The sequence below is a fragment of the Dyadobacter psychrotolerans genome (assembly GCF_004349265.1).
GTDB lineage: Bacteria > Bacteroidota > Bacteroidia > Cytophagales > Spirosomataceae > Dyadobacter > Dyadobacter psychrotolerans.
Genome location: NZ_SMFL01000021.1, coordinates 37052 through 61572, shown reverse-complemented (window position 1 = coordinate 61572; position 24521 = coordinate 37052). Strand labels below are relative to the sequence as shown.

Below are 24521 nucleotides of genomic sequence, written 5' to 3'. Positions count from 1 at the left end.
GATTACTTGCCTACCTTATCACTTATAAACTGGTCTAACTCATTTCCATGCAGGTTTAATGCAATAATTAAGCCTTTTTCATCAATGATCGCATTGAACGGAATCCCCTCCAACTGATAAGTCTTGGCAACAGGGGATGTCCAGAATTTCAAATCGCTGACTTGGGTCCAGGGAAGACCTAGTCTCTTAACCGCCCGCTCCCACGCATCTTTTTTACTGTCAAGGGAAACTGCAAAAATTTCAAAATTTTTGCTTTGTGACCCAGGACGATGATACTTTGCATATAATCGTTTAAGCTCTGGCTGCTCCTGAATGCAGGGCGCGCACCAGGATGCCCAAAAGTCGATCAGCACAAGATTACCTTTCATGGATGAAAGCGACTTTTGTTCGCCAGTTATGGAAGGCAGCGTTATTTCGGGAGCGTGGCTTCCGATTTTAAGTGGTTGTTGTGCGGATACACTTCCGCCAATACTATACAATAGGCCTGTTAAGCAAATTGTGAGCGCTAGTTGTTTCATTTTACAAATCATTATTGAACTGGGTAGTCCTTATCTATCCAATCCGTTTTAATATTCTTGGGTATATCCAAAAGCTTAGCATTTTTAAATCCCATTTTCTTGATCTGGGTAAAGGCAGGCCTGATATTAGGGCAGCGATCAAATGGACAGCACCCACAGTACAGGACCACTTCACGGTTTTTATCCTCTTTCGAAAGCAATGTTTCCAGTTTTTTAATATTGGGCTTTTCCCCTGCTGGGCCAACGTCCACAGAACCTTTGATAACTGCCTGCGGGCCGATATTAACGATAAGGGGCATTGGAGTTTTTGCTTGCTGGATCTTGTCTGCCAATTGCTTTGGCGGCATAAGCTGCGAGGCTATCCATGGCTCTTTCGTCTGAGACTGCGCAGCGTAAGACATGATCATTAGCATGATCAGGCTGAGAATTAATTTGTTGATTTTCATCATTACTTGTTTAGTTTTAAATATAATTCGTAGAGATTAATATTAATACTTAAAGGCCAACATCCGAATAACAGAAGCTTTGCCTCTGTGAAAATCCCCTTCCGCTAAATCCACCTCTACTTCTTCCAGGTAAGTAATGGTAAGTTCCTTAAAAGTTTGTTCCAGTTCCTGCTTTGAAAAAAGTAAATTCACATCCTTAGGACCACCTGAATTCTGTTCTTTTTGATATGCTACCTGACTTTTGGAAAACCCCTCAAAAATAATAGTACCTCCCGGCTTAAGATGGGCAACCAAATGGCTTGTAACGGAAACTCTTTCCGGATATGGCACATGGGCGTAAATAAAAGCAATGCAATCATACCGTTCGGTCGAAAGTAAGACATCTGAAAAGTTTCCCAGGATATAATTAATTTGTACCTGATTTTGTTCAGCGAGCAGCATTGCCTTATTTTTTGCCACTTCACTATAATCGGAGGCGGTAACATTCCAGCCTTTAGAAGCTGCAAAGACAGCATTACGCCCTTCGCCCTCAGCGGGTAAAAGCAGATTTCCTGGCGGCATTACACTCAGATTATCTTTGAACCACACATTGGGCAAAGTGCCATATATGTACGTATCTGTGGCATATCTTTCATTCCAGGACTGGTTCATATTTTTTCTACAGAATTTAACTAAACAAATAATTAAAAGAACAAAGGAAAGCATCCAGGTCAGGATGTAAGAACATAGTAAATAGCCCAGCCAAAAAATACGATCAATCCCGCCCAAAGCCAGGAAGGGATACTGGTTGGTGTCTCGCTGCCATCAATTAAAAACTGGGTTTGGTTCCCTTTTCCGTAGGCATTGATCATAATAGGCTGAATTCCGTCAATGATATCATTGTCCTTTAACCCTTCAATGGCAATAGCGGGCCCATTTCTTACTATAAAAGGAATGTGTTTGATGCCCTCATTGCCGACAGGATCTTTCCCGACAATTTTAAGTGTATGTTTTCCATCTACAAGTTTGCGCGTATCCAGCTCAAAACGAACCGGTGTTTCAAACTCGCCTACTGGGACAATCTGATCATCTAAAAAAATATAGACTTTACTTTTGTATTCCATGTTATTCAAAAGTTAGAAAGGCCCGTTTAATATGATCGGTTTCAGTCTCACCTGGTTTGAAAAGATATTTAACCGCATAAACAAATGATACCACAGTGATGATGACAGTCACCCAGACAATGGCATAATCCCATTGGCTTTCCGGTCCTGCCCCGTGCGCAATTCCTCTTAATATTTTAGGCTGTTTCTGTTCACAAAGCGGGCAGGCATTTAACACCTGCGCAGCCAGAAATAAAACGATCAATAAGATTCCCTTTTTCATGTTAGTTCTGTTTAAAACCGGTTCATTGCACAGCATTCTGCTTTTGAATAGCTGCCAAAAATTTTTCTACTTCCTGAGCAGTAACCTTTTTAGCATTGTTTCCCCAGCTGGTGCGTTCGTGGTTCATAATGGCGGCTATTTCCTGCGGCTTCAAATTATTGTTTTTCCCCACAGCAGGCATCACTGCATACTCTTCACGTGCATCATAACCGTTCATGATAATGTTGACCAGATCCTGCGGATTCTCGTTAAGCACAATTTCACTTCCCTTCAAAGGCGGGAACGCCCCTTTAAGACCTTCGCCTGTCGGCTGGTGACAACTCTGGCAGTTGGATGCATACAGTGCCGCTCCATCCGGCCCGTTATCGGCAGCCGGTGCAGTTTCACCTTCTTTTTTGCTGGTCTGGTATAAAAATTCCGGCTTTGCAGTGCCGTCCGGCAATGGGACCTGGCTCAAAGATTTCAGGTATGCAACCAGCTGCAGGGCTTCCTGTGACGCTACAATAACGCTTTTTCGTCCGGCCTTGAATTTCTCCGGAACCGTGATGATCACATCTAAGGAGTCTGCTAAATCTTTGTCTTCAAAAAGCCAGGCATAGGAGGGCATAATCGATTCAGCTACTACCGCTCTGGGATTGAATAAATGCAGCAGGTGCCATTCCTTGCTCGGCTGCCGCTGCCCGATATTGGTCAGGTCAGGGCCTGTCCGTTCCGTGCCCATTAGCGTGGCAGTATTTTGCCAGAAACTGATCCGGTGCATCCCTGCGTAATCTGCCGCAATTCCGGGCCTGCTTCCCCAAACCTTATCCATCTCTACGTTCCGCACCTGCTGGGAATGACATCCCACGCATCCCTCGCTGATATATATTTTTTTGCCTGCTTCTTCGTCCGCCGTCATCAGCATACTGCCGGGCAAAGGTGCATTATTCAACTGATTGTTAATTGCCGGCATAATTGCCACAAAAAGCATCAGCAGCACAAACAATGCAGACGATGCCCAAAAAAGTTTTTTATGATCGTTAAATAGGTTCATGATCCGTTTTAATTAATGGGGTATTTAAATCAGCCTTCTGTTTAAGAATCTTAAATACTTCCTCTTTCACAGTGAACTCTTCAGAAGGATATACCATCTTGTAAAGATTGTAAGCTAACACCAAATGTGACAGCCACATCATCGAACCGCCAATTGCGCGCCACAGCCAGTAAGGGCCCATCAGAACCACGCTTTCAATAAAAGGTCTGGCATCTCCCCAGGAAAGCCCTTTAAGCGTACCGCCGATCATCAAAGGAATGGTATAAAACTGTAACCCAATCAATGCCAGCCAAAAATGAGCCCCTACCATAATCTGTGGTGGCTCCTTTCCTGTAAGACGGGGAACAATGGCATATATCCCAGCAAAAATGATAAAGCTTATGATGCCATACATGGTAATATGGGAGTGGGCAATGGTGAAATCCGTAAAATGCCAGATTAGGTTCGTCGAACGAAACGCTTCCGCTGTTCCCTGATAGGATCCTGTAAAATAGTAGATGACCCCTACCAAAAAGAAAGGCAAGGAATAACTGTTGGTTACTTTATCCCATCCCCCTTTAAAGGTCATCAGAAAATTAATAGTCCCCGATGTTACCGGGATCAGCATACCAACACTACCGACAATGGCGGTAGTCTGAAGCCACCATGGCAAGGCACTGAAAACGAAATGGTGGGTACCGATCAGGGTGTAAAAAAGTATCTGCGTCCAAAAAGCCAGTACTCCCAGACTATAAGAGTAAATCGGCTTATTAAACTGCTGCGGTAAAAAATAATACAGCAGCCCCAGGCAAAACATCATAAACCATAACCCCACTGCCTGATGCATGTAAAAACCCTGCAATATGACTTCCCCAATACCATTTTGCCAGAAAGGCAGATAGGATACCAAGGCAATAATCGGAAGGAAAATGACAGCTGCACTGATATACCAGTTAGAAATGTAAATCTCTTTCGTCTTACGCTGTGCAATCGTTTTCAGGTAATTAGTAGTACTAAGCCCAAGTCCGATGGCGAACAAAAGCATGATTGGCCAGATATATTCCCGGTATTCTCCGCCACCGTTATTAATGCCGGCCATCAGTGAGACCGTTCCCAAGACATGGGATAAGTTGATCAAATGCAACGACGCCCAGCCCATTTTAATGTTGTACAGCTTGCCATTCCCAACCATCGGGACAACATAATAACCCAGTCCCAGCATGCCCAAAGTAGCCCAACCCCAGAAAACCAGATTGGTGTGTACGGGCCTGAGCCTTCCAAAACTCAGCCAGCTGATCGCATCGGCATCAGGCGCAACGAATTTAATCCCTACGTACTCACCAATTGTTGTTCCGATAACCAGCCAGAGCACAGCCGATGCGATAAAAGCTAAAATCAGCTGTGTAAGTTTCGGATCAATTTTAGGACGTGGAATTGGTTTCTTCTTAACTGGAAATATATCTGTTCCATGCTGTATTTTTATGTTATTTAACAGGCCCTTTTCATCTGATGCAATATTTTCCCCGGCCAGTTCATTCTGTGATAATTGAAAAAGCAAGGCTTTTTTCCGATCACTGAGCACCGATACTTCCTCATAGAACATTTCATTACCCAGGTTATCGGCGATGGATTGCAGCTCAACCTGGATTTTAGAACGCTGGTATTTTTTAAGCAGTGTACTAATTTTGCTGATTAAAAGCAAAAACCCTGCTAAAAGGGGAATAAAGAGTAAAACGAAGGTAATCAGTACACCTGGCTGTGTCAGAATATTTTCACGCGTTGCGGCTTGTACCGTTGTTTGTGCATTTGAAAAATGGGGCCATAACCATATAATCAGGGCTGGCAAAATGATTTTTACAGCCGGGGCTGGACCAGGCGTTTTGGTAACGATTTTTAACATGATATCAATTTGATCAGCTGTCAATCCACTAATCTGATTTTTATCCACCTTAAACGATATTTTTTTTAACAGGGTACCGCCTACCTGGCTTAGCGAAATGATTATTTTTATGATATATGCCAAAAATAATCCCAGCAATACAAATACCAGTAATTTCACTCCTATATCAGTTCCTTTATACAAGACAGAATTTTCCGGAGCTTGAGCAACGGCTTGCCAAGATAAAAAAGATAATAAAGTGACCAACTGCCACCTATTTTTACGAAAGAACCACATACATAGCTTCATTTAGTTAAATTGTGCTGTATTCCGATAACAGAAATACATTATGTCAGCTTTACGTCACGGCAACGTATTAAGAAATTGTAATGTAGATTTGACATCATTTTAATTTGAAATTAGTAATAAAAATATCCTCTGGATTACGATACAATTATGTAAAAATCAGTGTATCCATTTACTAATTAAGGGGTAAACTAAAGAAAGGGAGAAAAACCGTCACGACTTTCGTGTAGCATTTTAACTTGCCATAAGTCCGGAATATTGAATTCTAAGGCGCTAGGTTCAGATCCATAATCGAGCCCAAATCAAACATTTTATAATCTTTACCATCAGAAAAGTCATATTCTCCCACCAGGTTAATATGTGCCCAGCTGTGGGTAGAAGTTGCAAGAATTTTTTTCAACAGGATCTGCCTGTCATGTTCGGCCCTAGCTGCTACCAGTTTTTCAGATAACAACAACAGATTATAAGTGTTCACCGCATTTGCTATCAGCCTTTTACAACCTTCTGCCGTCAATTGCTCTTTACGGGTGCCCCAGATCAATTCCTGGTTATTGCCTACGGTGATGGCCTTGGAAAAGTTATTGCTGCTTTCGATTTTAGAAAGCGATCCAGACACCGATTTCCGGATTAACTCATCATCTATATATTGATAAATGTATGCTGTTTTGTAGAGCCTTCCCAAATCTTTGAGGGCTTTATAAAGTGGGTGTTGCTTCGAATATGAATTAAGACGTCTGAACAATGTGGACGCCTTTGCGTAACCCAGTTTGATCGTACAGACAAGTCTTAAAATTTCATCCCAATGATTTTCCAGGTGGGCCAAATTGATTTTAAGACTTGGAACAATCTTATAATTCAGCTCACGATACGTCCGCGCTTCATCAATTGAATAAAGCTGCTGATGGTGAAATCTTGCAAACCTGGGACGGAATTCAATACCAAGCAGGCCAGTTACGGCAAATACCGGTTCACTAAAACCGTGGGTATCTGTTGAATGCGCATTGGGAATGATCACTTCATTGTGGGTCAAACCATCCAGGACATAATGCGATTCAGGTTCAGCTGCACTGAATACGGTGGAATAAAATAACTGCCCGGCTTCGTCCAGAAAGGAATACATGGTAACACCCCTGCCATTTCCAAAGTACTTAAAAGAAGGAGAAGCCACTAGCGAAGCAACGGATACATCGAACTTTTGACCGTCGCTGGAAGTATGAACAAAGTCTGCATCCTTTCTAAAATGTTCGGTAAGAGGTAAAGAGTTGCTAAATGCAAGTACTTTGTCATTTGCCTGTATTACAGTCTCTGGCGAAAAATATTGGAGTGCCGTTGTTTCTAATGAAGTGGTCCTGATACCCTTAGACATGAAAGAGAATTTGCGGATTCCGATATTGCACCCAAACCCAAGAATTGCTGCAAAAAATAACTTCTCTTCCGGACGTTTAGGAATGTGGTCAATACCGCTATGGGTAAACGAGGAAATAAAGTCGCTTGTATTTTGTACAGTAGAAAGAACTTCCGCTAACGGAATAACATATTCGTTGGGATAAAGCGATTCCAGATCCGTTACTTCTTCCAAACGTTTATCTTTCATCAGGTGCCAGTCACCGGTAGGATCAAAGTATACCTGTTTGTTATTTCCTTTTTCTATACGCTCATTTGTTAATTTTATCTGGGCATTCAACTTTTCGTTTAATTTGAGAAGGGTTTTTCGGGAATCTGCAAAAGGTGTTAAGCCAGCTTGTTCTATGAGCTTTTCCTTCTCTTTGTTCCAAACCGAAGCCGGTATTTGATACTCATCAAAACTTCGGTAATCATAAGATGAATCGATTGGAAGTACTCCGGATTTGATACTATCCCTGATTTCCTGAAACAGGAATACTTTATATAAACCTGTACGTAGTTTCCCTTCCGTAGTTAATACCCGCTGCTGCTCTTCCATCCCTAAAAAATCAGTTGGTACAGCTGCGCGCGAAATAATAGAACCATTCTTTTCCTGGTAGTACCGGACCGCTTCAAGGATATCTTTTCCTGATGAAGTCGAACTAGGGATCAATGCTTTTACGATATCACTGACTTTACCATTTAATTTCGATGCATTTTTTTCAAGCATCTGATAGAAATCTTCCCGGTCATTTATTTTTTGGTTGGCTTCTTTTAATGCTTTAAGGCGCTGCTGGTCTTCCTGTAACAATTTTTGAGATAACCGTTTGTTTTTAAAAAGCTGCTCGATCAATGTTACCTTGGCCAACGGTTCTATGGTAGTGTCAGCAATAATTTGTTCAATGGCACCCAAAACATCAATATGGGTACTGCTCCGGTGGGCAACACTGCTAACCAGTTGCGCGGTCTGCATCCTGTTTTCATAAAGCTGCTGCTTTACCAGGTTCTCACACCCATTGACATAATTGGTGACCGCACTATTCAAAGTCAGGATAAGTGCATCTCCTAACATATAGTATTGATGGATAATGAAGGAAATCAGAAGAAGATAACGATTTGTGCTACGTGTTGCTATTTGCGTTACCTGGTTATTGATAACGTATTCCGCATAAAATTGAACAGTGGTATCAGATAATTTCAAGCGCTTGACAATCGGTAATAACTGCAAATACATATTCTTTAAGCTTTCAAAGTTGGTTACTCGCTCACGGATCTGCTTTGTTTCCATGGATTGAGAAATCCGTTTAAAGAATGTAATCTCATAGCGTTTTACTTTCAAATGCTTCCTGCTATCCAGTTGATAAGAAGTGTGTTCAACAAGAAGCTGCTCTAAAAGCAAAATATCGGCGGAAGTCAGGTACTTATTTAAAATAGACTCTAAATTTTGCTCGAAACGAGCAAGAGATTTGTCCAAAATCGTTTTCAGGCTTTGGTATGTTGGAATTTCTATATGATGTGATTGGAGAAAGTCTACCATCCCTTCGAAAATCAGGTATGGCCTGGTCTGTACATGTGCCAGTCTGTGTGTTTCTTCGGCCAACGCTTCAACCGAAGATTTTTCAAAAGCTGCGAAGCCAAAATATCCAAGAATGTCCTCCCGGTGCCTAAGTGAAGTCCGTCCCTCGTAGTCGGTCATTTGTACAGCATTGACATCAACAGAAATTCTTGCCGCTACAAAGTCCACATCACTTTGCTGAAAACGGTTCGATCCAAAAAACCTGCTGACCACCCGGAAGTATCCAACCTGCAAAAGAAAGCCAACTTTATTGGATGGTGTCTGCAAAGTCTTGACATATTCTTCTGCCCATTCAGGAGCCTCTAAGAAAATCATTTTCTGGTCGACGCTCAAAACAGGTGGATTGTCAAATCGTTGCCGGGCTTCGGAAGTCAGGTATTCTTTTCTTGGCATAAGACGATTTGTGTGTATAAAAAAACGTTACTCAGAATGTACAAACCTGCCAAGCTCCATGAGTCCAAAAGACGGACCAAAACCAGGCATATCCTATCAAATTAGTAAAATAAACTTGTATAGCAATCTAAGTACATTAAATTTGGTGTCACAGATGCTTTAAAGTAGACAAAAAGTGAAAATAGGATATGCTCGGGTATCGACCCAGGACCAGAATCTGGAAATGCAGCTGGACGCCTTGCAAAACATTGGCTGTGAAAAAATATTTCAGGAAAAGGCTTCTGGAATTAAATCGGATCGGCCCCAGCTTGCCGCCATGCAACTGATCCTTCGTGAAGGGGATGTTATCTACATTTACAAGTTGGATCGGTTAGGACGTTCTTTAAAACACCTACTCGAAATGACCTCCGATTTTGAAAAGCGGGGAATTGGCATGGTCTCTATTAACGATTCCATTGATACGACTACTGCCCAAGGCAGGCTAATCTTTAATATTTTTGCTTCATTGGCTGAATTTGAAAGAGACCTGATCAGGGAGCGGACAAAATCCGGATTGGAAGCAGCCCGTGCGCGTGGACGAAAAGGTGGACGTAGTCGTGGCCTTTCAAAGGAAGCTGAGAAAAAAGCGATGCTTGCCCAAACTTTATATAACGAAAGAAAGTTAGGGGTGAACGAAATTGCCGCAGATCTTGAAATCTCGAAAATGACACTTTATAAGTATCTACGACACCGCGGTGTCCAAATTAATAGTAAGACCTGAATTTGTATCGTAAATGAAGCAATATTAATCGACTTTGATCCGTGAACTGCTGGTTCAATAAGCTTTTCTAAGATTATCGGCCAGTGCATCTGATAGCATACTAAGCTCTATCGCCTGAGCCGCTTTTTCAATATCATATTTCACCCGCATGAATTCAACCTGAACTCCATCCGCACTTGTGGTAGTAGCGGACTGGTTAATAGTAAGCATCACATAACATGCCCTTGAATCACCATCTTTGGGTTTTCCAACGGAGCCGGTATTGATCAGGTGATGATAATGGTCACCACCGTCTTTCCCAGAATTAATGATCCGGTGGTAAGGCTTATGTGAATGACCAAAACAAAGAATATCAGCCTTAAATTCTGTAACCAAATCCAGCATATATTGCTCGGGCAATTCTTCCAGAAGATATTCATTGATGCTGCGGGGACTGCCGTGTACCAAAAGCATATTTAAATGATCTTTGCCGAACTGAAATTCGAGTTTCAAGTGCCTGGGAAGTGTCAGAAGATAATCCCGCTCCTTTTGGCCTACCAGTTTATAAGCATAATCACTCCTTTGATCCGTGCTGCAGGCACCCGCTGATGGCAAAATTTTAGAGACTTTCAGATCATGGTTTCCCGCAATGGTGGCAATCCCTCTTTTACGGATATGTTCGATTACCTGGTTTGGCCATACGTTATACCCGATCAAATCACCCAGACAGTATACCGCATCGGGCTTTTGCTTCTCCAGGTCTTCCAGAACTGCTTCAAAGGCGGGCAAGTTCGCATGAATGTCTGAGAAAAGGGCAATCTTCATAAATTGGAAGATTGAGTTTTATAATATTTATCACGTAGCCAAAAAGCCACATTGACCAGGGCAATCAATGCCGGTACTTCAACCAGCGGACCGATCACACCGACAAATGCCTGGCCGGAGTTGATCCCGAACACGCCGATAGCAACTGCAATGGCAAGTTCAAAATTGTTACCTGCTGCGGTAAAGGCAATCGAAGCATTTTGTGCGTAATCAGCACCCAGCGATTTTGCCATGAAGAAGCTGACCAAAAACATGATGGAAAAATAAATGACCAGTGGAACAGCAATTAAAAGAACATCCCCCGGAAGCTGAACAATCAGCTCGCCTTTCAGGCTGAACATCAGCATGATCGTAGCTAAAAGCGCAACCAAAGTAACAGGTGATATCATAGGGATAAATTTTTTCTCATACCAGTCTTCTCCTTTCAGGGCAGTCAGCCCAAAACGGCTGATCATTCCGGTAGCAAAAGGAATTCCCAGATAGATGCCTACACTTTTAGCAATTTCAGTGATTGTAACATTTACATTTAGTCCTTTTAGTCCCACCAAGGGGGGCAAAACCGTAATAAAGAAATAAGCATAAAAGCTATAAAGCAGCACCTGAAACACACTGTTTAACGCTACCAGCCCGGCAGCGTATTCCCTGCTTCCTCCTGCCAGCTCATTCCAGACCAGTACCATGGCAATACACCGTGCCAGACCGATCAGAATTAACCCGATCATATAATCCGGATGATTTGGAAGAAAGATAATGGCCAGTATAAACATAAGTACCGGTCCGATGATCCAGTTCAGTACCAGGGAAACAGTCATCACTTTGGTATTGCGGAACACTTCGCCCATTTTATTGTATTTCACCTTGGCCAGTGGCGGGTACATCATCAGGATCAGGCCGATAGCAAGCGGGATATTGGTTGTACCACTTGAAAAAGTATTGATATAATCTGGCAATGAGGGAACAAAATTACCAAGGCCTACGCCAATGGCCATGGCCAGAAAAATCCATAATGTTAAGTAACGGTCCAAAAAGCCTAGTTTCTTACGACTGGCTGCCGGAGCACAATTAGTAGCTGACATAATTATTTTTAAAGGTTCTCACTGACAAAATTTTCTGAATAGGTTTTGATCATTTCGCGTACCGTACGGAACTGCTCAGTTACCTGCTCATCACTGCCGGTAGCTTTACCTGGATCCGGAAAGTTTTGGTGGAACTTCTTTGCATTGGTCGGAAAGTAAGGACAGCGCTCTTTGGCGTTGTCGCATACAGTGATCACATAATCGAAATCAATGTCTGTGTACTCATCAATATTGTTGGATGTGTGGCCAGATATATCAATCCCATCTTCTGCCATAATGGAAATGGCTTTGGGGTTGACGCCATGGGTTTCAACCCCTGCACTATAAACGATGGCTTTATTACCTGCAAATTTTCTAAGGTAGCCTTCGGCTATCTGGCTCCGGCAGCTGTTACCGGTGCAAAGCACTAATACTTTTTTCATCGAAATGTTTAATTGATCCCTGTTACTTTACTTCTTCTTTCCAAAAGATTAACACTGCGCCATACCCCTTTCATCTTTCCTATATTTTCACGGTAACCGATCAATCTGAACCCGTTCTTTTCGTGAAGGTGCATGCTGGCGATATTCTCCGAAAAAATACCTGCTTGTAGCGTCCAATACCCGTTTTGCTCACTTTGGTCGATCAGGTGCTTCAAGAGCAGGTCTCCAATTTTCTGCCCCCTGAAACTGCTACCGATATAAACACTCACTTCGGCAACACCCGCATACACGCATCGCCCTGAAACAGGGGTCAATGCAGCCCAACCAGCAATTTCATCCGAATCGTTAATCGCTACATATCTAAGGCCCGAAACATGCGACTGGTCCCAGGCTTCCCACTCAGGAGGATTTGTTTCCAAGGTGGCATCACCGGTGGCAATACCCTGGGCATAAATTTCACGGACAGCTGGCCAATCCTTAGGCTCTAATGGTCGTATCGTGATCATATTTGTCTGATTTGAAATAATTAACAGCATCCACCACCAGGTGTACAGCAGGAAGAATCTTCTGTCCCAACCAGTTCAAGTGCCTCTTTTTCTTGCTGGACTACTCTGGTATCAGCAGAAACGGTTATTGTCTCAGCATTGACAGGGCCACAACAAGATGAAGCGGTGTCTGGCTTAGCAGTGCCACAGCTACTATTTCTTGTCAGCGCTTTGCATTGTGTAAAATCGGGTACCAGATTTACCGTAAAGATGTCACCATCAGTCAAAAACTCGCCTGGGTACATCTGCCGGGTATCGAATTTAGAATTGCCAAACTCAATTTTGACTACGCCAAGCGGATTAAGTGGCAGTGATTTCTCTACTAAATTAATAATTGACAGCGCTTTACTTACTTTCATAGCACGTTCGGTTTCCGTCACCAACGGTTCCCAAAGCTGCACGATGATTTCCGTCCAGTTGTTCATCACACCGCCACAGTCCACAGAGACGATCGGGGCTTGTTTGATTTCAGTAATATGGTATGATGTATCAACAAATTGTCCTTCGGCATATTGAAATTGAAGTACCTTATCAGGATTCTCTAAAAGGGTACTTTTGAAAGACTGCCAGTTCATTGGATTGAAATCATTCATTGCTATGTTACGATTGAATTGAAGATGAAAAAATTCTGCTTACATATTAATTGCAGCATGCAGCTGCTACCGATGTTTCAAATAAGTCACCAAAAATAGCTTTGGCTTCTTGCCATACCGTTTCATTGATACAGTAACAAACCCTTGGCGGGTTAATCTCTCCGTGTATAATGCCAATCTGTTTCAATTCTTTCAAATGTTGTGAAACCGTGGCCTGGGCAAGTGGCAGCACTTCTACCAGGTCACCGCAAACGCATGAATTTACTTTTAATAAATGCTGGATGATCGCAACCCTTGCCGGGTGCGCCAGCGCTTTGGCTAAATCAGCGATACGGTTCTGCCTATCCGTAAAAACTTGTGTTTTTGTAACTCCCATGTGCCAAAGATAAAATTATTTTTATTCATTGCAATAATACGATAGATACTTTTTTCAACCAATCATTGATTGGTTATCCCTTTTTTAAATCTCTTCATAAAAAGTCAACAGATTGCGATGATGATCTAATGCCGGAAACTCCCGGTCTCCCCATGGCTGGTCTTCTACAACAGTTTCAGAGTCATAAATAACACCTTGCTTTTTATATTCTTCGTACAACTCATCTATGCCCTGGACTTCAATCCGGCAACTGGCCGTGCCCGCCAGAAAGCTTTCTGCCCCACTGCCAATTGGATCTGCTACCAAGGATAAGCCTTTGTTCTTCCAGCTTTCATCCGAAGAAGCCCACAAATGGATTTCAATTTCGTCCCGGACTACTTTGGCAAAGCCGTCGTCATAATAAGGTGCTGTAAAACCTAGTTTTTCAGAATAGAATTTAACGGACTCTTCAATATTTTGAACAGGAAGGGCCGGAATTGTTTTCATCATTTTCATGTCATTGATATTATATTGCTAGGCACAGCATGACTTGTTCATTTGGATCGGGGGACATTTTTCGGTTCCATATGTGCAAAAAACACAGCAATCCCCAGAAGCTGGCTTTAACAATGTCTTGCAATTTGTACACTCATAAAAGTACATACACGCATCAACAGGCATTATTTCCGCACGTTCGGTGCTGCAATGCGGGCAGGTAATTACAGATTCTAATATTACATTCATAACTGTCTAGTTTGTTTCAACGACTTTATATCCGGTAGCATCGACTGCCTTTTTAATTTCAGCAAGGGACGTCTTTGTACTGTCGTACTTAACGGTTGCACTAGCCGTTTTATACGATACCTGAACCTGCTGTATGCCTTTCAATTTATTGACTTCCTGTGTGACATGATGCTCACACCCTTCACAGGTCATACCTTTAATCTTTATAAAGGCTGTTTGCCCTTTCTTGGAAATAGGTTGTTTTACTTCCTGTTTCTGATGATAGAGTAGTCCAGAATAACTTGGGAAAGTAATGAGTAATGCTGCTGCAAGGGTTACCAGGCTTAAAAACTTTTTAGATTGCATAAATGGTTTGTTTTCAGGTTCGCAATTACATGAGACTTCAGAAACTGGTTTTAACTGCTGATACCAGGCAAAACCCAAAATCAATACAGTACCAATAATAAAATAAGGACGTGCTGGCTCAATCCAATCAAAAGTTGTTGCCAGGCTGCTTGTCCCGGCGAACATGGCCAGTAGTGGTGTGATACAACAAACAGAACTTGCGAATGCAGTAAGTATACCGGCATTAGCAGTAACTTTGGGCGCTTTCATACTGCTATACTTTCTGGATTGGGAATATGTATAAATAACTGGTTGATGACATCTGCCTGATCTGGTATGATCGAATAAAAGATGGTTTGTCCGGATTTTCGGGTACGTACTAAACTGGCATCCTTTAATTTACGAAGATGCTGAGAAACAGCCGGGACCGTCATCTGCAAAATATCGCTTAAATCGCAAGGACAAAGCTCATTCTGTTGCTGGATAAGATAAAGTATTTTTAAGCGGGCATCATTTCCAGCAAGTGCATAAACCTGGGATAATCTGGTAAATGCGTCATCATTTTCGTCTAGAATTTCCTTACATACCTGGATCTGCACCTGATCAGCGAACAAACGGATACAGCTACTGACTTGATCTAACTCTTTTTCCATATCTGCCTATGATTTTAGACAAATATAAACATTATTTAAGTATTTGCTTAAATAATGTTATACTTAAATATCGAAGATTAAAAAAAAATGATCCCAACTGCAGATAATAAAAGATTGACCGTAAAACTCAGATGTTAAATGTTGACTTTATAAATCTAAAACTAATAACTTAGCGGCCGTCTGCGGTTTCTTGGCGTATGTTTTCCTCGTTCGCGACTGCGGCCCATTTGTAAAGAAAACGTTATTTTGAACATTTGCTAGCTATTTAGGTTAAATTAAAAGATTGTACAGTAGCGGACTGGCCGTCCATGTCACGGCAAAATTGTGAGTCCGATTACCTGTTATTGGTGATAGCACAGCATCTTTACAAAATTATGGATGTTACTATTATTTTCCCATCACGTTCAAAAGTACAAATAGCTGTTTTTTGATCTTTCGCCAACGCGAGTTTGGGATATTGGCCATTACCTAGGGAAATCGTCTTTAAACCATCAGGGCTTCGGAATTGGACCACATTTTCCTGCTGCCATGCTATTGCATTACCTTTTGTAGTTTGCAATATAACAGGGGTGCGGCCAGTACCTAATTTCATTTCAGGTTTACTGGGCTGCGCAAGATAAACTTCCATCTGACGACGCCAAACAGTAGAAGCCTCACCATTTGAATTAACAGTCAAATCTCCGCCGTCCATTGGACAGGCATTGATCATATAATCTCCGATCCCTTGTTTTTGAGCTTTCCCAAAATGTTCTCCTTTGTCTGTCGAAGAAATCAGATACATATTACGAGCACCATCCAGTTTGTTTCTGAACATGACAAAAATATGGCCTATTTGATTGATATAAACGGATGGCTTGCAGCAGTCACAAATACCGTTTTGCGTGCCTTTGTAAATTAATTGATTTTTACCCCATGTTAGACCTCCGTCAGTAGAAAGGGCACCGTATAAGTTATTATTTCCAAGACGCGAATCCAGCCAGGCGGTATAAACAAAATTATCTTTACCAGCACCCAGACCTGAAAGCGCTTCTTTGGCTGTTGTATCAGCATCATTTACTTTAACCGGTGCTGACCACTGATTTGTTTTCTTGGAAAGATTTACTGCAAACAGGTTTCCATTATGGTCGCCAACAGTTACGACAGTGTAATCCCTTGTCGCAGTCAGCTGTGGTCCCCGTCCCATCCCCAAACCCATTTGTGAAAAATTTCCGATTAAAAATGGCTTGGAGTATGATTTACCTTCATCATTCGATGCCACATAATATAAATCCCTTTCTTTTCCATTTTTGATGCCATAAACGATACGGATAACCCCATCGGCATCGACGGCTATTTCTGGTTGACTTCCCACGCCTATGTTTTGTTCATTTACTGCAGCATTAAATGGTCTGATATCCATTTGATGCATCCATATCACCAGAACACCCATGATCAATCCTAATTTCGGTAACAGCATAACTTTGGTATAATAATTTTAATGGAATGATATGACTAACAAAAAAGCAACAGCGTTAACTTTTTACCCCTCAGGAGAAGCGAATACCATAATTATGTAAGGTATTTCTGCAATTGTGTAAAAATATTGGCAAAGGAACTGTAATCTTTGTAATGTTAAAAACCGTATATTTCTGTATGAAAGGTTTTGTTTTGATGTTACTGATAATGACTCACTTACTGGCGCTGTCGGTAAGTAATAGTTATGCGTGTGGCAGCAAGCATAAGATCTCTAAAACTGAAATAAAGCATACTGGTAATAAAACAGCTTATTGTAATGCCTCTGACCATCAAAAATCAGGCAGTAAGAAGAAAATGTGTGGCCACACTTGTGACGGCTCGGGATGCAGTTGTACCCACGGGTCTTCGGTATTTGCATTAAAAACACATCAAGTCGCACTGATTAGCAAAAATGTTTTTGTTATTTCCCAGGCTAATTTCTGGCTCTTCAAAGAATCTACTCCCAAACCGGTATACCTCTCTCTTTGGATGCCCCCAAACATAAGCTGTTAAATTGTCCGACGCCACAAGTGCGTCTTTTCGAAAGCACCCTTGCTTTTGATTAATCAGTTTATTATTAACAGTTTAGGTCTTTTCATATGAAATCAATAAAAATATTGATGGCAATAGTGTTGTTGCTATCCCCATTTCTGTCTAATGCAGAAATCAAAAATGTATCTACCGAAAATGTAAAAATTGCCGGATCATGTGCCCTATGTAAAGAAGGGATTGAAACAGCAGCATTTGAAAAAAACACATCAAAGGCTAGCTGGGACAAGGATTCAAAAATGGCTCTGGTCACCTACGACAGTAAGAAAACCTCGATTGATGCAGTTCTTAAAAAAGTAGCTTTGGCGGGTTATGACAATGACAGGTTCTTGGCTCCTGACGATGCTTATGCAAAGCTTGCGGACTGCTGCAAGTATGAACGTGCCGTTAAAAAGCAGGCCGTTGCAGAGAAGAAAATGACAGAACATCAGCATGGTGCTATGGCGGACACACAGAAAAACGCTGCCGCTGATACAGATCCGTTAAAACCTGTTTTGGATGCCTATTATGCCGTTAAAGATGCATTGGTAAGTTCTGACGGCAATACAGCATCAACAAATGCTACGAATCTTGTAAAAGCAATCAAAGCGGTCAAAATGGATCAGCTTGCTTCTGAGCAGCATATGGTCTGGATGAAAGTAATGAAAGACCTTGATTTTGATGCAGACCATATTTCTGAAACCAAGGACGTAGGCCACCAGAGAGATCATTTTTCTTCGCTTTCAGATAATATGTATAAACTCATAAAATCTGGAAAGCCATCTGAGGCAGTTTATTACCAGCATTGCCCTATGGCCAAGGAGGGTAAAGGAGCCAACTGGCTGAGCCAGGTACCTGCTATCAAAAACCCGTACTACGGCGCACAGATGCTAAACTGTGGCAAAACTACCGAAACCATCAAGTAACAAAAGCAGGCCTATTTTGCCATGCTTTAATTCTGCCCTTACAGCTAGCTGTAGGGGCAGAATATTCTTCTATTATTTAACGTAAAACATCTTATGTATTTTGGTAAAACTGCTGGCATAAAGGCTATTTTCCCTGGTATTATTTTTCTTCTATTTTCTGAAATAGCATTTGCACAGAAGATAGTCCGGTATGATCTATACGTAAAGGATACGACTGTAAACTTTACGGGCAAACTAAAAAGAGCGATCGCGGTAAACGGACAAATCCCTATGCCTACGCTGACCTTTACAGAAGGTGACACGGCTGAGATTTATGTCCATAATGAGCTTAATGAGGAAACCTCATTGCACTGGCATGGACTGTTCCTGCCAAACAAATATGACGGGGTTCCCAATCTAACGCAAATGCCTATTAAACCGCATACTACACATTTGTACCGGTTTGCCATTATTCAAAACGGGACGCACTGGTATCATAGCCATACCGGATTGCAGGAGCAGATCGGCATGTATGGTTCTATGATCCTGAACAAGAAAAAAGAGACGGTTATCCCGACAGTTCCTATCGTATTGAGTGAATGGACAGACTTGAACCCTAAAAATGTGCACCGGATGCTGCACAATGCCAGTGATTGGTTTTCGATCAAAAAGGGCACGACACAAAGTTATTCAGAGGCCATTAAACAGGGTTACTTTAAAACCAAGGTAGCCAATGAGTTCAAACGAATGAATGCAATGGATGTCAGCGACGTCTACTACGAGAAATTCCTGATCAATGGCAAAAATCAGAGCCAGCTTTCACAGTTCAAGCCCGGTGAGAAAGTGCGTTTGAGAATTTCGAACGGAGGCGCATCCACTTACTTCTGGCTTACTTACGCCGGAGGGAAAATGACAGTAGTTGCCAATGACGGCAATGATGTGGACCCAGTCGAAGTAGACAGGTTGATTATTGCCGTTTCGGAAACTTATGATGTGATTGTTACTATTCCACAGGTAAATCCGGGGGCCAAACCAATCGCCTACGAGTTTCTTGTAACCTCGGAAGACCGCACCAGATCTGCTTCCCTGTATTTGGGTGAAGGAATCAAACAGCTTACATCCCCACTGCCCAAACTCAAATATTTTGAGGGCATGAAAATGATGAACGGCATGATGAAAATGAATGGTGATCTGGATGATATGGGCATGAACATGAGCCTGAACCAGATGGATATGAACCTGGTCATGTATCCGGAAATTACAGGCCCGGTGAAAGGAAAGAAAATGAAAGAGGCTGGTAAACCGGCTGAGATGAAGGGTATGAAAATGGATGATAGTAAGAAGCCAATGGAAAGCGGACATGCCGATCATAACATGTATAACAGCAACGCCCTTTCTTCGATTACAACCCTGAATTATGCCATGCTCAAATCACCTCTCAATACATCGCTTCCAAAAGATGCACCTGTGAAAGAACTGCGGTTTGTACTGACGGGAAACATGAACCGTTACGTGTGGAGTATGGACAATAAGGTAGTTTCTGAAAGTGATAAGATCCTGATTAAAAAAGGTGAAAATGTCCGTATGGTGATTTACAATAATTCCATGATGCGCCATCCGATGCACCTTCATGGGCACGATTTCAGGGTTCTCAATGGTCAGGGTGAAAATGCTCCGATGAAAAATATCATTGACATTATGCCTATGGAAACTGATACCCTCGAATTTGCAGCAACTGAAAGCGGGGATTGGTTTTTTCACTGTCATATTCTTTATCACATGATGAGTGGTATGGGAAGGGTTTTCTCTTATCAGAACTCACCTGCAAACCCTGAAATACCAAACCCTAAACTTGCACAGCGCAAACTTTTTGCCGACGACAGGGAATTTCACTTTATGGCGGAAAACGATATTGCCACAAATGGAAATGATGGCGAAGCCATGCTGCAAAATACCCGATGGAGTATCGGCAGTGAATGGCGGCTGGGTTATAACGACCACCATGGCTACGAAGTGGAAACGCATGTAGGACGTTACATTGGCAAAATGCAGTGGCTTATGCCTTTTATAGGATTTGACTGGCGGTACAGAAAAATGGGCATGGATGAAGTTGAAACCAATCTGTTTGGGCAGCGGAATACGAAAGACAAACGCTCGATACTGAGTGCGGGTGTCAATTATACGCTACCCATGCTGGTTTCTGCACAGGCTGAAATCTTTACGGATGGTATTGTCAGGTTTCAGTTAGAAAGGATGGACATACCCGTTTCCAAACGTTTGCGTATGAACCTGATGGTCAACACCGATAAAGAGTACATGGCGGCGATCAAATATATTTTTACCAGGTATGCGGGTGTTACCGCCCATTATGATAGTGATATGGGATTTGGTGTAGGATTGACTTTGAATTATTGATCAATGAAAGGCTTGCCCTTTCCACATAAACAAAAAAAAATGGAAAATCACCACGGGCACCATCACATGCCAAAAGAGGTTCCAATGCCTGAAGATCATCATCCAACGAAGCAAATGGATGAGCACCATGGCCACGACAAACATGCGGGGCATCATACAGAGGATTTTCTAAAACGATTTTGGATATGCCTGGTACTGACGATTCCTGTATTGCTGCTCTCGCATATGATCCAGCAGATGGCCGGATTTGACATTGCATTTTCCGGGGACAAATATGTGCTCCTGATCCTAAGCACCATCATTTATTTTTATGGTGGCTGGCCTTTTCTGACAGGCCTTGTCAGTGAAGTCAAAAATAAGAACCTGGGCATGATGACGCTGGTGGCAGTTGCCATTACGACTGCCTATGTATATAGTGTCGCAGTTGTATTTGGGCTGGAAGGGATGGACTTCTTCTGGGAGCTGGCTACCCTGATCGATATCATGCTGGTCGGCCACTGGCTGGAAATGAAATCCCAGATGGCCGCATCGAGGGCACTGGAATCACTGGTAGAATTACTTCCATCCGTGGTGCATGTGGAAAGGGATAACCATGTAACTGATATTGCTTTAAAGGATCTTCGCTCCGGTGACACATTGCTTGTAAAACCCGGCGAAAAGATACCTGCTGATGGGGTAATCCTGGAAGGTAGCTCCTATGTAAATGAAAGTATGCTGACCGGGGAAAGTGTCCCGGTGCAGAAAAAGAAAGATGACAAAGTAATTGGAGGTGCCATTAACAGCGATGGGGTATTGAAAATACATGTTACCGGCGCAGGAGATGACACTTATCTGCAAAAGGTGATTGGTATGGTTAAATCGGCACAGAGTGCCAAATCCAATACACAGAATCTGGCTGATAAGGTTGCCAAATGGCTGACACTGGTTTCCATCACGGTCGGAGTCGTTACTTTTATTGTCTGGTTTTCCAGCGGGCAGAGCTTGTCTTTTGCTTTGGAAAGAATGGTAACAGTGATGGTAACTTCTTGCCCCCACGCCCTTGGTGTAGCGATTCCACTCGTCATCGCCATTTCAACAACACTTTCGGCAACGCATGGCCTTTTGATCCGTAACCGGACAGCTTTTGAGAATGCACGTAAACTGACGACAATCATCTTCGATAAAACTGGTACTCTTACCAAAGGCTCCCATGAAATCCAGCAGATCATTATTGAGGATCAGCAGTTTTCAGCGGATCAGATCCTGCAATATGCAGCCGCGGTTCAGCAAAACTCTGAACACCATATCGCGCATGGTGTTATCCGGAAACTGAAAGAAAAAGGGTTAGAACTATGGACATCTTCCGATTTCAATTACATGCCTGGTATCGGTGTGTCAGGAACTGTGAACGGAAAAAAAATAGTTGCGGCCGGACCCAATTACTTTAATCAGGAAAACAAACCAATACCTGCCATCCCTGATCAGGTTGATCAGAATACCGATACAGTAAACTTTATACTCGTTGACGGAAAGCTGGTTGGAATAATCACTTTTGCTGATTCTATAAGGGAAAGTGCATCAGGCGCAATCGACGCATTAAAAAAGATGAACATTAAAACCTTCCTGCTGACCGGGGACAATGAAAAGGTTGCCGAAGCTGTGAGCAAAAGACTAGGTATGGATGGCTATCTGGCTAATGTTCTTCCGCATCAGAAGCAGGACAAGGTCAAGGAATTTCAGGACAAAGGAGAAATTGTTGCCATGACCGGAGATGGTGTAAACGATGCGCCGGCCTTGGCACAGGCCGATGTGGGTATTGCTATTGGTTCAGGAACAGATGTTGCAGCTGAGACCGCTGATATTATACTGGTTAATAGTGATCCGATGGACGTTGTGCAAATGATCACCTTCGGAAGGGCTACTTACCGGAAAATGGTACAAAATTTAGCTTGGGCGGTTGGTTATAATGTCATCGCAATTCCGTTGGCAGCAGGTGTTCTTTATCCTACGTTTATGCTCAGTCCGGCCATGGGGGCAGTATTAATGAGCGCATCTACCATTGTTGTAGCGGTGAATGCCAAACTGCTCAGGGTGAAATAAAATTGATAGAATATCCGGTTTTTATTTTTAACATACTAAAATCAAACACTATGAAGACGACTTTCAAAACATTGATGCTACTTGCTTTACTTGGTTTTACTGCTGCATGTTCTGATGATGACGATGATGCACTTAAAATCCAGGCCCATGACCAGAATCAAATGATGACAGTAATGCATGATATGATGGCTGAAATGGAAACAATGAAAATGACGCAGGATCCTGATATCGATTATGCCGAAATGATGAAAATGCACCATATGGGAGCGATTGAAATGGCCGAACTGGAATTGAAATCAGGAATCAATAGTGAAATGAAAACAATGGCCCAGGCTATTGTCGAAGCGCAAAAAAAAGAAATTACCCAGCTTGATTCATTCCTGGCAACAAGTACCCCGACAACCATGAACATGAAATTTCACATGCAGATGATGGAAGGAATGAACCGGATGGGAAAACAGGCAGACTTACAAATTATCACCGGGAACATCGATCAGGATTTTGCGACACTTATGATTGGCCATCACCAGAGCGCAACCGAAATGGCGCAAATGCAGCTATTGATGGGAAAAAATACACAGCTTAAATCACTGTCAACGATGATCGTCGAAGAACAGAATAAAGAAATAGCCCAGTTTCAGACCTGGCTACTGGCAAACAGAAGTAAATAAATTCATCCTTAAATATTCAAATAATGGAAAATCAGCAATTTAAAGACTGCATTGATGCTTGTGTAGCCTGTGCACTCGCTTGTAGCCAGTGTGCAACCGCATGTTTGAAAGAAGAAAACGTGGGCCATTTGACCATGTGCATACAACTTGATCTTGAATGTGCCGCTGTGTGTCGAAGTGCAGCCGAGTTAATGAGTCTGGGAAGCAGCTTCAGTGCTCACTTGTGCCGCGTCTGTGCAGATGCCTGTAATGCCTGCGCTGACGAGTGTGAAAAACATGCAGCCATGGGAATGGATCATTGCCGAAAGTGCGCTGAAGCGTGCCGGACATGCGCCAAAGCTTGTGAAGAAATGGCTACACCGGTATAACAGAAAATGGCGAACGTTAATAGTGAAGATGTATCGGTATGGAGTTACTTCAATTCCCGGTATGTCTTCACAAGCAAACTCAGGTCACATAAGATGCTGACCGAAGTCACATTTTGCTTATTAGCAAAAACTTACATTTGACAAACATTCAATTAAAGAAAATTCAACAATGAAAAAGCTAATATTTTTATTTGCCCTAATAGTGGTGACTTTAACGGCTACCCAAAACAGCTTTGCGCAAAATTACAAAATGCCAGTAACTTCTATTGATGCAAAGGGAAAGATAACTGATGCTAAGGGAAAACACATTGGATGGGTAACCAGTGATGGAATAATCAAAGATGCTGCTGGAGTGAAAATCGCCCACGTTGATAATGCTGGAAATGCGATTGATGCTGTAACGGGGAAAAACCTGGGTAAAGCTTCAAAAAATGGCACCTATCTTTATCATGTAAAAAGCGGGGTCAGTGACAGCTTAACAGTATCTATCCCCATGAATGGGGTATGCGAAGTCAAAGATACAAGTGGTAAAACCGTGCTTTTGGTTCATGAAAATTATAAGCAATACGGAGCCTGCGCGATGCATTGTCTTCAATTGAAAAACGAGCACAAGGATATGAAGATGAAATGATTCTAGAAATTCAGTTGATGTAGGATTTCCGACAACCAAAATGACCTCCTTGACCAATTAGTTGGGTTTTATATTGGCTGACGATTGAATGTAGCACGATACACCAGGAGAAAAACCCTACGCGAAAGTCGTGACGGTTTTTCTCCCTTTCTTTAGTTTACCCCAATTAACAATGATGGGAGAAGTGTCTTTTACTTTACGTTTTATTTATCAGACTTTACTATTTAATTATATCATTTACAGAATGTTATCCCTAAAACGTATTTAGTTTTAAGG

The 24521-nt window shown here is 42.2% G+C and carries 26 protein-coding genes; 7 read left to right on the top strand and 19 right to left on the bottom strand.

Annotated elements, in window-relative coordinates:
• Positions 1-2: 2 nt before the first annotated feature.
• The 8 genes from E0F88_RS31200 to E0F88_RS31165 all read right to left on the bottom strand — a co-directional run bounded on the left by E0F88_RS31200 (position 3) and on the right by E0F88_RS31165 (position 8878).
• On the bottom strand, positions 3-518 hold the full coding sequence (locus E0F88_RS31200) for a TlpA family protein disulfide reductase (RefSeq protein ID WP_131962316.1): 516 nt from the start codon (positions 516-518) through the stop codon (positions 3-5).
• A gap of 11 nt (positions 519-529) precedes the next feature.
• Complete coding sequence (locus tag E0F88_RS31195) at positions 530-967, bottom strand: rhodanese-like domain-containing protein (RefSeq protein WP_220466410.1); 438 nt, start codon at positions 965-967, stop codon at positions 530-532.
• A 39-nt stretch (positions 968-1006) separates the two neighbouring features.
• Entirely contained in the window at positions 1007-1615 is a 609-nt protein-coding gene (locus tag E0F88_RS31190) for a class I SAM-dependent methyltransferase (RefSeq protein ID WP_131962314.1), read from the bottom strand.
• Positions 1616-1674: 59 nt separating this feature from the next.
• The gene (locus E0F88_RS31185; protein WP_131962312.1) at positions 1675-2067 is read right to left on the bottom strand and encodes a cytochrome C; all 393 of its coding nucleotides are present in this window, start codon (positions 2065-2067) and stop codon (positions 1675-1677) included.
• 1 nt (position 2068) lies between these two features.
• Positions 2069-2329 carry a hypothetical protein gene (locus E0F88_RS31180; protein ID WP_131962310.1) on the bottom strand — a complete coding sequence of 87 codons (261 nt, stop codon included), beginning with the start codon at positions 2327-2329 and terminating at the stop codon, positions 2069-2071.
• 22 nt (positions 2330-2351) lie between these two features.
• A complete protein-coding gene (locus tag E0F88_RS31175; protein ID WP_131962308.1) occupies positions 2352-3362 on the bottom strand; it encodes a cytochrome c in 1011 nt (336 codons plus the stop codon).
• Complete coding sequence (locus E0F88_RS31170; protein WP_229213966.1) at positions 3349-5400, bottom strand: cbb3-type cytochrome c oxidase subunit I; 2052 nt, start codon at positions 5398-5400, stop codon at positions 3349-3351. The genes E0F88_RS31175 and E0F88_RS31170 overlap by 14 nt, the downstream gene beginning before the upstream one ends.
• A gap of 391 nt (positions 5401-5791) precedes the next feature.
• The gene (locus E0F88_RS31165; RefSeq protein WP_131962304.1) at positions 5792-8878 is read right to left on the bottom strand and encodes a Tn3 family transposase; all 3087 of its coding nucleotides are present in this window, start codon (positions 8876-8878) and stop codon (positions 5792-5794) included.
• Positions 8879-9053: 175 nt separating this feature from the next.
• On the opposite strand from E0F88_RS31165, the gene E0F88_RS31160 reads away from it, so the two are divergent.
• A complete protein-coding gene (locus E0F88_RS31160; protein WP_131962302.1) occupies positions 9054-9638 on the top strand; it encodes a recombinase family protein in 585 nt (194 codons plus the stop codon).
• Between the two features lie 54 nt (positions 9639-9692).
• Here the strand turns inward: E0F88_RS31160 and E0F88_RS31155 are convergent, their stop codons facing one another.
• The 11 genes from E0F88_RS31155 to E0F88_RS31105 all read right to left on the bottom strand — a co-directional run bounded on the left by E0F88_RS31155 (position 9693) and on the right by E0F88_RS31105 (position 16610).
• Entirely contained in the window at positions 9693-10442 is a 750-nt protein-coding gene (locus E0F88_RS31155) for a metallophosphoesterase family protein (RefSeq protein ID WP_131962300.1), read from the bottom strand.
• The gene (gene arsB, locus E0F88_RS31150; RefSeq protein WP_131962298.1) at positions 10439-11518 is read right to left on the bottom strand and encodes an ACR3 family arsenite efflux transporter; all 1080 of its coding nucleotides are present in this window, start codon (positions 11516-11518) and stop codon (positions 10439-10441) included. Before arsB ends, E0F88_RS31155 begins: the two co-directional genes overlap by 4 nt.
• Before the next feature lie 8 nt (positions 11519-11526).
• Positions 11527-11940 (bottom strand): arsenate reductase ArsC, encoded by a 414-nt coding sequence (locus E0F88_RS31145; RefSeq protein WP_131962296.1) that lies wholly within the window; start codon positions 11938-11940, stop codon positions 11527-11529.
• An 8-nt stretch (positions 11941-11948) separates the two neighbouring features.
• A complete protein-coding gene (locus tag E0F88_RS31140; protein ID WP_220466409.1) occupies positions 11949-12446 on the bottom strand; it encodes a GNAT family N-acetyltransferase in 498 nt (165 codons plus the stop codon).
• Positions 12447-12466: 20 nt separating this feature from the next.
• Positions 12467-13078 (bottom strand): DUF6428 family protein, encoded by a 612-nt coding sequence (locus E0F88_RS31135; protein WP_131962292.1) that lies wholly within the window; start codon positions 13076-13078, stop codon positions 12467-12469.
• A gap of 46 nt (positions 13079-13124) precedes the next feature.
• A complete protein-coding gene (locus E0F88_RS31130; RefSeq protein ID WP_131962290.1) occupies positions 13125-13454 on the bottom strand; it encodes an ArsR/SmtB family transcription factor in 330 nt (109 codons plus the stop codon).
• A gap of 84 nt (positions 13455-13538) precedes the next feature.
• Positions 13539-13949, bottom strand: coding sequence for a bleomycin resistance protein (locus tag E0F88_RS31125; protein ID WP_131962288.1), 411 nt, complete (start codon positions 13947-13949; stop codon positions 13539-13541).
• Between the two features lie 18 nt (positions 13950-13967).
• Positions 13968-14177, bottom strand: a complete 210-nt coding sequence (locus E0F88_RS34450; protein ID WP_131962286.1) for a GDCCVxC domain-containing (seleno)protein — start codon at positions 14175-14177, stop codon at positions 13968-13970.
• Between the two features lie 6 nt (positions 14178-14183).
• On the bottom strand, positions 14184-14771 hold the full coding sequence (merTP, locus tag E0F88_RS31115; RefSeq protein ID WP_131962284.1) for a mercuric transport protein MerTP: 588 nt from the start codon (positions 14769-14771) through the stop codon (positions 14184-14186).
• The gene (locus E0F88_RS31110; RefSeq protein WP_131962282.1) at positions 14768-15154 is read right to left on the bottom strand and encodes an ArsR/SmtB family transcription factor; all 387 of its coding nucleotides are present in this window, start codon (positions 15152-15154) and stop codon (positions 14768-14770) included. Before E0F88_RS31110 ends, merTP begins: the two co-directional genes overlap by 4 nt.
• A 364-nt stretch (positions 15155-15518) precedes the next feature.
• Positions 15519-16610, bottom strand: coding sequence for a sialidase/neuraminidase family protein (locus E0F88_RS31105; protein WP_131962280.1), 1092 nt, complete (start codon positions 16608-16610; stop codon positions 15519-15521).
• Between the two features lie 658 nt (positions 16611-17268).
• On the opposite strand from E0F88_RS31105, the gene E0F88_RS31100 reads away from it, so the two are divergent.
• The 6 genes from E0F88_RS31100 to E0F88_RS31075 all read left to right on the top strand — a co-directional run bounded on the left by E0F88_RS31100 (position 17269) and on the right by E0F88_RS31075 (position 24245).
• Entirely contained in the window at positions 17269-18102 is an 834-nt protein-coding gene (locus E0F88_RS31100; protein WP_229213965.1) for a DUF3347 domain-containing protein, read from the top strand.
• Between the two features lie 93 nt (positions 18103-18195).
• On the top strand, positions 18196-20496 hold the full coding sequence (locus E0F88_RS31095; protein WP_131962276.1) for a multicopper oxidase domain-containing protein: 2301 nt from the start codon (positions 18196-18198) through the stop codon (positions 20494-20496).
• A 39-nt stretch (positions 20497-20535) separates the two neighbouring features.
• On the top strand, positions 20536-22575 hold the full coding sequence (locus tag E0F88_RS31090; RefSeq protein ID WP_220466408.1) for a heavy metal translocating P-type ATPase: 2040 nt from the start codon (positions 20536-20538) through the stop codon (positions 22573-22575).
• A 50-nt stretch (positions 22576-22625) separates the two neighbouring features.
• Positions 22626-23246, top strand: a complete 621-nt coding sequence (locus E0F88_RS31085) for a DUF305 domain-containing protein (protein WP_131962272.1) — start codon at positions 22626-22628, stop codon at positions 23244-23246.
• 23 nt (positions 23247-23269) lie between these two features.
• On the top strand, positions 23270-23614 hold the full coding sequence (locus E0F88_RS31080; protein WP_131962270.1) for a four-helix bundle copper-binding protein: 345 nt from the start codon (positions 23270-23272) through the stop codon (positions 23612-23614).
• 169 nt (positions 23615-23783) lie between these two features.
• On the top strand, positions 23784-24245 hold the full coding sequence (locus E0F88_RS31075; RefSeq protein ID WP_131962268.1) for a hypothetical protein: 462 nt from the start codon (positions 23784-23786) through the stop codon (positions 24243-24245).
• Positions 24246-24521: the final 276 nt, after the last annotated feature.